Genomic DNA, 12,155 nt, shown 5'->3' on the forward strand with positions numbered 1-12,155 from the left:
CGTGCTAACTGTTCCGCGGAAAACCGAGGTCGATGCCGCCGTGGCTCGGGTCGAGCCAGCGGGAGGTGATCGCCTTCTCCTGGGTGAAGAAGGCGAAACCGTTGGGGCCGTATGCTTTCGCGTCGCCGAACAGCGACGCCTTCCAGCCGCCGAAACTGTGGTAGGCCACCGGGACCGGGATCGGCACGTTCACGCCGATCATGCCCACGTTCACCTGCCGCTGGAAGCGCCGCGCGGCGCCGCCGTCGTTGGTGAAGATGGCGGTGCCATTGCCGTAGGGCGAGGCGTTGATCAGCTCGACGGCCTGTTCGAACCCCTCGACCCGCACCACCGACAGCACCGGTCCGAAGATCTCGTCGCGGTAGACCGCCGAGCTCACCGGCACCTTGTCGATCAGGGTCGGGCCGAGCCAGAAGCCGTTCGGGTCGCCGTCGAAGGTGGAATCACGCCCGTCGACCACCAGTTCCGCGGCATCGCTGACGGCGGTGTCGAGGTAGCCGGCCACCTTGTCGCGGTGCTCGCGGGTGATCAGCGGGCCCATGTCGCAGCCGCGGCGGCCGTCGCCGATGCGCAGGTCCTTCATCCGCTCGGCGATGCGCGTGACCAGTTCGTCGGCCACCGCCTCGGTGGCCAGCACCACGCTCACCGCCATGCACCGCTCGCCCGCCGAGCCGAAACCGGCGTTGACGGCGGCGTCGGCGGCCAGGTCGAGGTCGGCGTCGGGCAGCACCAGCATGTGGTTCTTCGCCCCGCCGAGCGCCTGCACGCGCTTGCCGTTGGCGCTCGCGGTCCGGTACACGTACTCGGCGATCGGGGTGGAGCCGACGAACGAGATGGCCCCGACCTCGGGATGGGTGAGCAGGGCGTCGACGGCTTCCTTGTCGCCGTGCACCACATTGAGCACCCCGGGCGGCAGGCCGGCCTCGGCAGCCACCTCCGCGAGCCAGTTCGCCGCCGAGGGGTCCTTCTCGCTCGGCTTGAGCACCACCGTGTTGCCCGCCGCGATGGCGATCGGGAAGAACCACAGCGGCACCATCGCCGGGAAATTGAACGGGCTGATGATGCCGACCACGCCCACCGGCTCGCGCACCGAGTACACGTCGACCCCGGTGGAGGCGTTCTGGCTGAACTCGCCCTTGAGCAGGTGCGGCATCGCGAGCGTGAACTCCACGACCTCGAGCCCGCGCGCGATCTCGCCCGCCGCGTCCGAGAGCACCTTGCCGTGTTCGGCGGTGAGGATCTCGGCCAGCGCGTCCTTGCGGGCGTTGAGCAGTTCGCGGAAGTTCAGCAGGAAGCGGTGTCTGGTCGCGATCGAGGAATCCCGCCACGCGGGCAACGCGGCCGCCGCGGCCTTGACGGCGGCGTCGACGTCGGTGGCCGTGGCCATCCGGACCGTGCGGCGCGGCACGCCGAGGGCGGGGTCGAACACCGGTGCGGTGCGGGTGGATTCACCGGTCCACGGCTTGCCGTCGACCCAGTGCTCGAGTGTGTCGGTGGGATGCGTCATCGGATCTCCAAAGTGTCGGCCAATACATCACTGAGCGCGGCGACGGCCTCGGCGACCTCGGCCTCGGTGACCACGCAGGGTGGAACGAAATGAATCCGGTTGTCGGCGCCGAACACCAGCACGCCCCTGGCGGCCAGGCCTGCCTTGACGCGCGCGATGGTCGCGGCGTCGACGGGTTCGCGGGTGACCCGATCGGCGACGAGTTCGATCGCCCAGAACACGCCCTCGCCGCGGACCTCGCCGACGATCGGATGCTCGGCGGCGAGCTTGTCCAGCGCGGGGCCGATCACCGTGCGCCCGATGCGCTCGGCGTTGTCGACGATGCCCTCCTCGGCCATCACGTCCAGCGCCGCCACGATGGAGGCCGCGGCCAGCGGATGGCCGCTGTAGGTCAGGCCACCGGGGAAGACGCGGTCGTCGAAGGTCGCGGCGATCTCGTCCGAGATCACGATGCCGCCCACCGGCACGTAGCCGGAGTTCACGCCCTTGGCGAAGGTGATCAGGTCGGGGGTCACGTCGTAGCCGTCGAAGGCGAACCACCGTCCGGTGCGGCCGAATCCGCACATCACCTCGTCGAGGATCAGCACGATGCCGTAGCGGTCGGCGATGGCGCGCACCCCGGCCAGATAGCCCGGCGGCGGCACCAGGATGCCCGCGGTGCCCGGCACGCTCTCCACCAGAATCGCCGCGATGGTCTGCGGCCCCTCCGCCTGCACCACCCGCTCCAGGTGCCGCAGCGCGCGCTCGCTCTCCTGTTCCGGCGTCTCCGCCCAGAATTCACTGCGATACAGGTACGGCCCGAAATAGTGGACGTGGCCGCGCGCGTACTCGTTCGGCATCCGGCGCCAGTCGCCGGTCGCGACCACCGCCGCGCCGGTGTTGCCGTGATAGGACCGGTAGGCCGAGAGCACCTTGTCGCGCCCGGTGTGCAGGCGCGCCATCCGCATCGCGTTCTCGTTGGCGTCGGCGCCGCCGTTGGTGAAGAACACCTTGTTCATGCCCTCGGGCGCGTGCGCGGTGATCCGCGCCGCCGCCTCGCCGCGCTGCAGATTCGCGACGGCCGGACCGATGGTGGTCAGCCGCGCTGCCTGCTCGGCGATCGCGGCGGTGACCACCGGATGCTGGTGCCCGATATTGACATTCACCATCTGACTGGCGAAGTCGAGGTACTCGCGGCCCGCGTGGTCCCACACCCTGCAGCCGCGGCCACCGGAGAGCACCATCGGATCCAGGCTGCCCTGCGCCGACCACGAGTGGAACACGTGGGCGCGGTCGAGTTCGTAGGCGCGCGCGTCCAGGTCGACGCCGACCGTCGCCCCGGTCATGCCGACGCCTTCGTCGCGGTGACGGCTTGGCGCAGCCGCGGGATCACCGTTTCGCCGTAGACACGCAAGGTCTCCTCCTTGTTGTCGTGTTGCAGATAGCCCGCGAACTGGTCGACGCCGAGATCGGCGAGCGCCCGCAGCTTCGCGATGTGTTCCTCCGGGGTGCCGAGCAGGCAGAACCGCTCCACGATCTCGTCGGAGACGAAGTCGGCGTGGGTGTTTCCGGCGCGGCCGTGCTGGTTGTAGTCGTAGCCCTTGCGGCCCTCGATGTAGTCGGTGAGTGCCTGCGGCACGCCGCCGCCGGTGCCGTAGCGCTCGACGATGTCGGCCACGTGGTTGCCGACCATGCCGCCGAACCAGCGGCACTGGTCGCGCATGTGCGCGCGATCGGTGCCGATGTACATGGGCGCGGCCACGCAGATCTTGATCGAGTCCGGGTCGCGGCCCGCCGCTGCCGCCGCCGCGCGCACGGTGCCGATCATCCACTCGGCGATGTCGAGATCGGCCAGCTGCAGGATGTATCCGTCGGCCACCTCGCCGGTCAGGGCCAGTGCCTTCGGCCCGTAGGCTGCCACCCAGACGTCGAGCGTCGAGCCGGCGCTCCACGGGAATTGCAAAGTGCTGCCGTTGTATTCGACCGGCCGCGAGTTCGCCAGCTCGCGGATCACATGGATCGATTCGCGCAGCGTCGCCAACGTGGTCGGTTTCCCGCCGCCCACCCGCACGGCCGAATCACCGCGCCCGATTCCGCAGATGGTGCGGTTGCCGTACATCTCGTTGAGCGTGGCGTACAGCGAGGCCGTGACCGTCCAGTCGCGGGTGGCCGGGTTGGTCACCATCGGCCCGACCGTGATCCGCTTGGTCTCGTGCAGGATCTGGCTGTAGAGCACATACGGCTCCTGCCACAGCAGGTGCGAATCGAAGGTCCACAGGTGGCTGAAGCCGTGCGCCTCGGCCAGTTTCGCCAGCTGCACGGTGCGCGCGGCGGGCGGGTCGCACTGAAGTACCGCTCCGAATTCCATGGCGTCTCCTCAGATCAGGTACTGGCACTGGTCGCGGCGCACGAACTTCCCGTCGCCCTTGCGCCCCCGGTACTCGCCGTCGGCGACCACGACCTTGCCGCGCGAGAGCACCACGTCGACGTGCCCGTCGATCTCGTAGCCCTCCCAGGCGGAGTGGTCCATGTTCATGTGGTGGGTCTTGCCCAGGCCGATGGAGGTGTGGCCGTTCGGGTCGTAGACCACGATGTCGGCGTCGGCGCCCGGCGCGAGCACGCCCTTGCGGCCGTAGAGGCCGAACATCCTGGCCGGGGTGGTCGAGGTGATCTCGACCCAGCGTTCCAGGGTGATCCGGCCGTCCACCACGCCCTGATACATCAGGTCCATCCGGTGCTCGACCGAGCCGATTCCGTTGGGAATCTTGGAGAAATCGCCGAGCCCCATGTCCTTCTGCCCCTTCATGCAGAACGGGCAGTGATCGGTGGACACCATCTGCAGATCGTTGGTGCGCAACGCCTGCCACACCTGGTTCTGGTGCTCTTCCTCCCGCGAGCGCAGCGGTGTCGAGCACACCCACTTCGCGCCCTCGAAGCCCGGCGCGCCCAGGTTGTCCTCGAGCGAGAGGTACAGATACTGCGGACAGGTCTCACCGAACACATTGCGGCCACGATCGCGGGCCGCGGCCAGCTGCGCCACCGCCTGTTTGGCCGACACGTGCACCACGTACAGCGGCGCGCCGGTGAGATCGGCGAGCATGATCGCGCGGTGGGTGGCCTCCTCCTCGAGCTGCCAGGCCCTGGCGACGCCGTGGTAGTACGGGTCGGTCTTGCCCTGGGCGAGCAGCTGTTCGACGAGCACGTCGATGGCCGGGCCGTTCTCGGCGTGCATCATCGTGAGCAGGCCCGTGTCGGCGCCGGTCTGCATGGCGCGCAGGATCTGCGCGTCGTCGCTGTAGAACACGCCGGGGTAGGCCATGAACAGCTTGTAGCTGGTGATGCCCTCGTCGGGCAGCCTGCGCAGCTCGGCCAGCGACTCCTTGTTCACCTCGCCGATGATCTGGTGGAACGAGTAGTCGACGGCGCACTGCCCGGCGGCCATGTCGTGCCAGGTCTGCAGGCTCTCCGGCACCCGCTCACCGAACTTCTGCACCGCGAAGTCGATGATCATGGTGGTGCCGCCCCAGGCGGCGGCCCTGGTGCCGGTCTCGAAATCGTCGGCGGCGGTGGTGCCGCCGAACGGCATCGACATGTGCGTGTGCGCGTCGATACCGCCGGGGATGACGTACTTGCCGCTCGCGTCGATGACGGTGTCGACGGTCTCGGCGAGGTTCGCGCCGAGCACCGTGCTGCCCGGCTCGAGCAGCGCGACGATGCGTTCACCGTCGACCAGCACGTCGGCCGCGCCGCGCCCCGTCGCCGAGACGACGGTGCCGCCGGTGATCAAAGTGGTTGCCATACAGGTCCTCCCGCGCTCAGGGCGCCACGATGGCGTCGTAGGAGTCCGGGCGGCGGTCGCGATAGAACTGCCAGTCGCTACGCACCTCGCGCACCAGATCCAGATCGATCTCGCGGATCACCAGTTCGTCGGTGTCGGTGGAGGCGACATCGCCGACGTAGTTGCCGCGCGGATCGACGAAATACGAACTGCCGTAGAAGGTCACCGCGTCGTCGCCGAATTCGGCCGTCTCCGTGCCGATCCGGTTGTTCGCGGCGATGAAGTACTGATTCGCCGCGGCGGCCGCGGGCTGCTCGAGTTCCCAGAGCCGGTTGGACAGACCGGGTTTGGTGGCCGAGGGGTTGAACACCAGCTCGGCGCCGCCGAGGCCGTAGGCGCGCCAGCCCTCCGGGAAGTGCCGGTCGTAGCAGATGTACACGCCGATCTTGCCGACCGCGGTGTCGAACACCGGATAGCCGAGATTGCCGGGGCGGAAGTAGAACTTCTCCCAGAAGCTCGGCAGGTGCGGGATGTGGTGCTTGCGGTATTTGCCCAGGTAGGTGCCGTCGGCGTCGATCACCGCTGCGGTGTTGTACAGCACGCCGGGCTGATCTTCCTCATACACCGGGAGCACGATCACCATCTGGTGCGCCCGCGCCAGTTCGGCGAAACGCTCGGTGGTCGGGCCGGGGACCGATTCGGCGTACTCGTAGTACTTCTTGTCCTGCACATTGCCGAAATACGGCCCGTAGAACAGTTCCTGGAAGCAGATGACCTGCACTCCAGCGGCCGCGGCTTCCTCGACGAATCCCTCGTGCTTGGTGAGCATCGATTTCTTGTCGCCGGTCCACGTTGCCTGGGTGATGGCTGCCTTGATTGTCGTCACCTGTCGATCTCCTACCGAAGTTGGTTATGTTATCTTCGACGGTAAACATTTCCTGAATATTTCAGTCAATGCCGGAAGTGTAAATCTCGCACCGCGATCGAGAAGTGGAAATGAACGACCGGATTCAGATCGATGACCCGACACCCGCCGGGATCGCCGGGGCCATCGCCCGCCTGATCACCAGCGGAGAGCTACGTCCGGGCGATCGGCTGCCGACCGTGCGGGAACTGTCAAGCCGCCTGGGCGTGAGCCCGGCGACCGTCAGCCACGGCTGGCGCGCGCTGGCCCAGGCCGGCCTGGTCGTCTCACGGGGACGCAGCGGGACCTTCGTCGCCGAGGGCGGCACCCGCCCCCGGCCCGCCTCCCGCACCGACGGCATGACCAAGGGCGCCACCTCGGCGCGGCTCGACCTCTCGCTGGGCACCCCCGACCCACTGCTGCTACCCGAGGTCGGCGCGATCCTGTCGCGGCTGGCCTTGGGCACCGAGACCACCGACTACCACCAGGCGCCGGTGGTGCCCGAACTCGGTCGCCTGCTGCAAGCCGACTGGCCGACGAAGTCGGGTGCGCTCACCGTGGTCGACGGTGCCATGGACGCCGTCGCCCGCAGCCTGCAGGCGGTCGTCCGCTTCGGCGACCGGGTGATCGTGGAAGACCCCACCTTCCCCTACATCCTCGACTACCTCGACTCCATCGGTGCCGAGACCGTCCCGGTCGGCATGGACGAAGAAGGCGTGCTGCCGAGCGAATTCGCGCGCGCCCTGGCCACCGGCGCCACCGCCGCCGTGCTGCAACCCCGCGCGCAGAACCCCACCGGGGCGTCGATGAGCGCCGAGCGGGCCGCCGAGCTGGCCGAGATCCTGCGTCGCGGCGACCACCGGTGCGTGGTCATCGAGGACGACCACTCCGGCCCGGTGGTGCCCGCCCCCGACGTGAGCCTCGGGCGCAGGCTGCCCGACCAGGTGCTGCACGTGCGCAGCTACTCCAAATCACACGGACCCGACCTGCGGATCGCGGCCCTGTCGGGCCCGGAGGAGGTCATCGACCGGATCGTGGCCACCCGGGTACTCGGCCCCGGCTGGACACCGCGCATCCTGCAGCGGCTGCTGTACGAGATGCTGCGCGACGAGACCGTCACCCGCACTGTCGAATTCGCGCGCGACCAATACCAGGCCCGCCGCCGGGCCCTGGTCGCCGCGCTCGGCGCGCGCGGGGTGCGGATCGCCGACGGGCAGGGCCTCAACGCGTGGCTGCCCGTCGCCGACGAGCGCAGCGCCCTGGTTCACCTGGCGGCCAACGGCATTCGGGTCGCGCCCGGCGGCCCGTTCTTCGCCGCCGACCGCGGACATCCCGAGGCGGTGCGCGTCACCATCGCACCGCTCACCGACGGCGTCGACGAGGTGGCGGCCGTGCTCGCCATGGCCGCGCGCCCCCGCCAGGCCGAATACTTCTCCCTCGGCGACGCGACCCCGAACGACGGAAGCCCGCCACCGAAACGGTGACGGGCTTCCGGACCGGCCGCGGCCGGGTACCGCTTACTTGCGCAGGGAGGCCGGAACCTCGAAGCGCGGGCCGAACTTCTTCGCCAGCTCGTCGGCGCGGGCCACGAAGGCCTCCTGGCCGCCCGGGTAGCCGACGATGAACTGGTGCGAGCCGCCCGTCCAGGCCGGGAAGCCGATGCCGAAGATCGAGCCGATGTTCGCGTCGGCGGTGCTGGTGAGCACGCCTTCGTCGAAGCACTTCTGGGTCTCGATGGCCTCGGCGAACATCATCCGGTCCTTGAGGTCCTGGAAGGTGACGCCCTCCGGGAGCTCACGGCTGGAGTTGTAGAGCGAGCGCAGCTCGTCCCACAGGCCGGTGGCCTTGCCGTCGACGTAGTCGTAGAAGCCGGCGCCGCCCGCCTTGCCCTTGCGGTCGTACTTGCCGACCAGGGTGTCGAGCACCTCGGCGGTCTTCGCGGAGGCGGCGTTGAGCTCGCCACCGGCCGCGACGATGGCCTCGGCGGTCTCCTTGTAGATCTTCTGCATGGTGGTGAAGTTCAGCTCGTCGCTGAGCTTCAGCGGCGCGGCCGGGTAGCCCGCCTGCAGACCGGCCTGCTCGACGGTGGCCGGGTCGACACCCTCGGCGACCATGGAGATGGCCTCGTTGATGAAGGTGCCGATCACGCGCGAGGTGAAGAAGCCACGGCTGTCGTTGACGACGATCGGGGTCTTCTTGATGGCGAGGGTGTAGTCGTACACCCGGGCCAGCGCCTCGTCGGAGGTCTTCTCGCCCTTGATGATCTCCACCAGCGGCATCTTGTCCACGGGGGAGAAGAAGTGGATACCGATGAAGTCCTCAGAGCGCTTCACACCGTTGGCCAGCAGGGTGATCGGCAGGGTCGAGGTGTTCGAGCCGAGCAGCGCGTCGGGGTCGACGATGTCCTCGATCTCCTGGAAGACCTTGTTCTTGAGCTCGGGGTTCTCGAACACGGCCTCGATCACGAAGTCGACACCGGCGAAGTCGGCCGCGTCGGCGGTCGGCTTGATGCGGGCCAGCAGCGCGTCGGACTTCTCCTGGGTGGTCTTGCCACGGGAGAGGGCCTTGGCCTCGATGGCCTCCGAGTACGCCTTGCCCTTCTCGGCGTTGGCGAGCTCGACGTCCTTGAGGACGACCTCGTAGCCGGCCTTGGCCGAGACGTAGGCGATGCCCGCGCCCATCATGCCCGCGCCGACGACGCCGATCTTCTTGATCTCGCGCTTGGGCACGTCCTTCGGACGCGAACCGCCGTTGTTGATGCTGTTCAGGTCGAAGAAGAACGCCTGGATCATGTTCTTGGCGACCGGGCCGGTCAGCAGATTGACGAAGTAGCGCGACTCGATCAGCGACGCGTTGTCGATGTCGACCTGCGCGCCCTCGACCGCGGCGGCCATGATCGCGCGCGGCGCGGGCATGTTGGCGCCCTTGATCTGTTTACGCAGGTTGGCCGGGAACGCGGGCAGGTTCGCCGCGAGCGCCGGGGTGGCCGGGGTGCCGCCGGGGATCTTGAAGCCCTTCTTGTCCCACGGCTGGGCCGCCTCCGGGTTGGCCGCGATCCACGCCTTGGCGGCGGGCAGCAGCTCCTCGACCGAGGAGACGACCTCGTCGATCAGGCCGATTTCCTTGGCCTTGGTGACCCGGTGGCGCTGGCCCTGCAGCAGCACCTGCATCAGCGCGCCCTGCAGGCCGAGCATGCGCACGGTGCGGGTGACGCCGCCGCCGGCGGGCAGCAGGCCGAGGCTCACCTCGGGCAGGCCGATGGCCGAGCCCTTGACGTCGGCGGCGACCCGGTAGTGGGTGGCCAGCGCGATCTCGAGGCCACCGCCGAGGGCGGCGCCGTTGATGGCGGCGACGACCGGCTTGCCGAGCTGCTCGAGGCGGCGCAGCGGGCCCTTGACGTCGTTGAGCATCTTCATGACCTCGGGCGCGTTGTCCGGGCCCACCTGCATCATGTTCTTCAGATCGCCGCCGGCGAAGAAGGTCTTCTTGCCGGAGGTGAGCACGACACCGGTGATGTCGTCCTTCTCGGCCTCCAGGCGGTCCACGGTCGCGGCCATCGAGGAGATGTACGCGTCGTTCATGGTGTTGGCACCCTGGCTGGGGTCGTCGATCGTGAGGACGACCACGCCGTCGGCGTCCTTCTCCCAGCCGATGATGTTGTCAGTCATAGTTTTTCGTTCTCTCCTATGAGAAGTGTCGGCCGGGGATCAGACGCGCTCGATGATGGTGGCGACACCCATGCCGCCGCCGATGCACAGGGTGACCAGGCCGTAGCGCGCGTTGCGGCGCTCCAGCTCGTCGACCACGGTGCCGGTGATCATCGCGCCGGTGGCGCCCAGCGGGTGGCCCATGGCGATCGCGCCGCCGTTGACGTTCAGCTTCTCGTCCGGGACGTTCAGGTCCTTCTGGAACTTCAGCACCACGGAGGCGAACGCCTCGTTGATCTCGACGAGGTCCATGTCCTCGATCGTCAGACCGGCGCGGTCCAGCGCCTTCTTCGCGGCCGGGGTCGGGCCGGTCAGCATGATGGTGGAGTCGGCGCCGGAGGTCGCGGTGGCGACGATGCGGGCCTTCGGGGTCAGACCCGAGTTCTTGCCCGCCTCCTCGGAGCCGATCAGCACCAGGGCGGCGCCGTCGACGATGCCCGAGCTGTTGCCACCGTGGTGGACGTGGTTGATCTTCTCGATGTAGGTGTACTTCTGCAGCGCGACGGCGTCGAAGCCACCCATCTCACCGATGCCGGCGAAGGAGGGGTTCAGCTTGCTCAGGTCGGCGGCGGTGGTGCCGGGACGCATGTGCTCGTCGTTGTCGAGCACGACGAGGCCGTTCTGGTCCTTGACCGGCACGATCGACTTGGCGAAGTAGCCGCCGGTGGTGGCCTTGGCGGCCAGCTCCTGCGAACGCACCGCGTAGGCGTCGACGTCATCGCGGGAGAAGCCCTCGATGGTGGCGATCAGGTCGGCCGAGATGCCCTGCGGCACGAAGTAGCCGTCGTAATTGGTGGCCGGGTCGAGCGCCCAGGCGCCGCCGTCGGAGCCCATCGGCACGCGCGACATGGACTCGACGCCACCGGCGATGACGAGGTCGTCGAAGCCGGAGCGCACCTTCTGCGCGGCCAGGTTCACGGCCTCGAGGCCGGAGGCACAGAAGCGGTTGAGCTGGAAGCCACCGACGGTGTCGGGCAGGCCGGCGATGGTGACCGCGGTGCGGGCGATGTCCATGCCCTGGTCACCGACCGGGGTGACGACGCCGAGGATCAGGTCCGAGATCTGGTCCTCGTCGAGGTTGGGGAAGCGGCCACGCAGCTCCTGGATCAGACCAACAGTCAGATCGATCGGCTTGACCGAGTGCAGCGAGCCGTTCTTCTTGCCGCGGCCGCGCGGAGTGCGGATGGCCTCGTAGATGTAGGCCTCTGTGGTCATATCGGAGTGTTTCCTTCCTTGGGGTGCGGTGGCCGCACGAACGCCACGACCTATCGTCTTCGACGCCGTACAAATCCGGCAGCACCAGCGGAGCATAGAGCCATGCCCCATCCGGCGATTCCGGCCACCCGTTCATACTACCGTGGTGTGCGAACTCCGGTTAACTTAACGTGGTCCGGCGGGTGGCTGTCAACCATCCAGACTCTTCGCTCCGAGCTCCGCGCGCAGCAACGCCAGAGCGACCTCATCAGGGTCCTGCCGGTCACCGGGAGCCACCGGCTCCGCGGCGGCGGCCAGCATCTCTTGCTCCTCCTCCGGCGTCGGCGGTGCCAAGGCGGCGTCACCACGCGCGGATTCCCCACCCGACCGGCCCGGATCGGACGGGTACCCCTCCTCGGGGCCGGGATCGTCCGGTAGGTCGGGGAAATCGGGCGGCGGGATGTCGTCGTCACCGACCTGCCTGGCCTGGCCCGCCGGATTGCCCTTCGCCTGGCTCGGGCGCGAGAACTTCGGCCGTCCCGCGGGCTTGGCCTCCCCCGGCCCCGCCCCGCGCGCCGCACCGCCCGCCGCCTTCGCGGCCGGAGCCGGCCTCGGCGCGGGCGTCCCCGTCTCCCAGCGCACATCCAGTTCCCGCCCGAGCACCGCCCGCACGGCCGAACGCACCGCGTCGATATTGCGCGGATCCGACAACCGCTGCGCCAACGGCGGACTCTGATGCGCGAAAACAATGGTGCTGCCCTCGGCCCGCGACACCGCCGCCCCCGACAACAACGCCTGCAGCGTAGGCCCGAACTCCCGCACCTTCCCCTTGATCTCCGCCCAGGCCCCCTCGACCACGGCGACGAGATCCTCGACGGGCTGCTGCCCGGGAGAAGGCCGCTGAGCTGCGGTTTCGTCGCCGGAGGCCACCGCACGACCTGACGATTCCCGCGGCGCGGATGCCGCCTGAGGTGCGGCACTCTGCTGCGCAGCCGCCCGAGGCCCGGCACCCTGCTGCGGTGCAGGTGGCTGAGCGGCGGCATCCTGCTGCGCAGCCGCCCGAGGTCCGGCACCCTGCTGCGGTGC

The 12,155-nt window shown here is 68.8% G+C and carries 8 protein-coding genes; 1 reads left to right on the forward strand and 7 read right to left on the reverse strand.

Going from position 1 to position 12,155, the window contains the following annotated elements; all coding sequences use genetic code 11:
• Window positions 1-4: 4 nt before the first annotated feature.
• Genes AB0H56_RS17720 through AB0H56_RS17740 form a run of 5 tightly spaced genes read right to left on the reverse strand, consistent with a single transcriptional unit; the run spans window position 5 to window position 6,150 of the window.
• Complete coding sequence (locus AB0H56_RS17720; RefSeq protein WP_357163997.1) at window positions 5-1,507, reverse strand: CoA-acylating methylmalonate-semialdehyde dehydrogenase; 1,503 nt, start codon at window positions 1,505-1,507, stop codon at window positions 5-7.
• Window positions 1,504-2,832 (reverse strand): aspartate aminotransferase family protein, encoded by a 1,329-nt coding sequence (locus AB0H56_RS17725; RefSeq protein WP_357164000.1) that lies wholly within the window; start codon window positions 2,830-2,832, stop codon window positions 1,504-1,506. Before AB0H56_RS17725 ends, AB0H56_RS17720 begins: the two co-directional genes overlap by 4 nt.
• Entirely contained in the window at window positions 2,829-3,854 is a 1,026-nt protein-coding gene (locus tag AB0H56_RS17730; protein WP_357164003.1) for a TIGR03842 family LLM class F420-dependent oxidoreductase, read from the reverse strand. Before AB0H56_RS17730 ends, AB0H56_RS17725 begins: the two co-directional genes overlap by 4 nt.
• A 9-nt stretch (window positions 3,855-3,863) precedes the next feature.
• Complete coding sequence (gene hydA / locus AB0H56_RS17735) at window positions 3,864-5,285, reverse strand: dihydropyrimidinase (protein WP_357164006.1); 1,422 nt, start codon at window positions 5,283-5,285, stop codon at window positions 3,864-3,866.
• Window positions 5,286-5,301: 16 nt separating this feature from the next.
• Window positions 5,302-6,150, reverse strand: a complete 849-nt coding sequence (locus AB0H56_RS17740; protein ID WP_232996122.1) for a nitrilase-related carbon-nitrogen hydrolase — start codon at window positions 6,148-6,150, stop codon at window positions 5,302-5,304.
• Window positions 6,151-6,260: 110 nt separating this feature from the next.
• Between AB0H56_RS17740 and AB0H56_RS17745 the strand changes: the two genes are divergently transcribed.
• Window positions 6,261-7,652 carry an aminotransferase class I/II-fold pyridoxal phosphate-dependent enzyme gene (locus AB0H56_RS17745; RefSeq protein ID WP_357164010.1) on the forward strand — a complete coding sequence of 464 codons (1,392 nt, stop codon included), beginning with the start codon at window positions 6,261-6,263 and terminating at the stop codon, window positions 7,650-7,652.
• A 33-nt stretch (window positions 7,653-7,685) separates the two neighbouring features.
• Here the strand turns inward: AB0H56_RS17745 and AB0H56_RS17750 are convergent, their stop codons facing one another.
• Window positions 7,686-9,836, reverse strand: a complete 2,151-nt coding sequence (locus tag AB0H56_RS17750) for a 3-hydroxyacyl-CoA dehydrogenase NAD-binding domain-containing protein (protein WP_357164013.1) — start codon at window positions 9,834-9,836, stop codon at window positions 7,686-7,688.
• 39 nt (window positions 9,837-9,875) lie between these two features.
• A complete protein-coding gene (locus AB0H56_RS17755; RefSeq protein ID WP_357164016.1) occupies window positions 9,876-11,090 on the reverse strand; it encodes an acetyl-CoA C-acetyltransferase in 1,215 nt (404 codons plus the stop codon).
• Window positions 11,091-12,155 lie beyond the last annotated feature (1,065 nt).

Source organism: Nocardia sp. NPDC050717 (assembly GCF_040654275.1).
GTDB lineage: Bacteria > Actinomycetota > Actinomycetes > Mycobacteriales > Mycobacteriaceae > Nocardia.

What these genes read in the sequence shown, in the direction of transcription:
- AB0H56_RS17720 (WP_357163997.1), bottom strand. Translation starts at nt 1,507, where the DNA reads ATGACGCATCCCACCGACACACTCGAGCACTGGGTCGACGGCAAGCCG.
- AB0H56_RS17755 (WP_357164016.1), bottom strand. Translation starts at nt 11,090, where the DNA reads ATGACCACAGAGGCCTACATCTACGAGGCCATCCGCACTCCGCGCGGC.
- AB0H56_RS17730 (WP_357164003.1), bottom strand. Translation starts at nt 3,854, where the DNA reads ATGGAATTCGGAGCGGTACTTCAGTGCGACCCGCCCGCCGCGCGCACC.
- hydA (WP_357164006.1), bottom strand. Translation starts at nt 5,285, where the DNA reads ATGGCAACCACTTTGATCACCGGCGGCACCGTCGTCTCGGCGACGGGG.
- AB0H56_RS17750 (WP_357164013.1), bottom strand. Translation starts at nt 9,836, where the DNA reads ATGACTGACAACATCATCGGCTGGGAGAAGGACGCCGACGGCGTGGTC.
- AB0H56_RS17745 (WP_357164010.1), top strand. Translation starts at nt 6,261, where the DNA reads ATGAACGACCGGATTCAGATCGATGACCCGACACCCGCCGGGATCGCC.
- AB0H56_RS17725 (WP_357164000.1), bottom strand. Translation starts at nt 2,832, where the DNA reads ATGACCGGGGCGACGGTCGGCGTCGACCTGGACGCGCGCGCCTACGAA.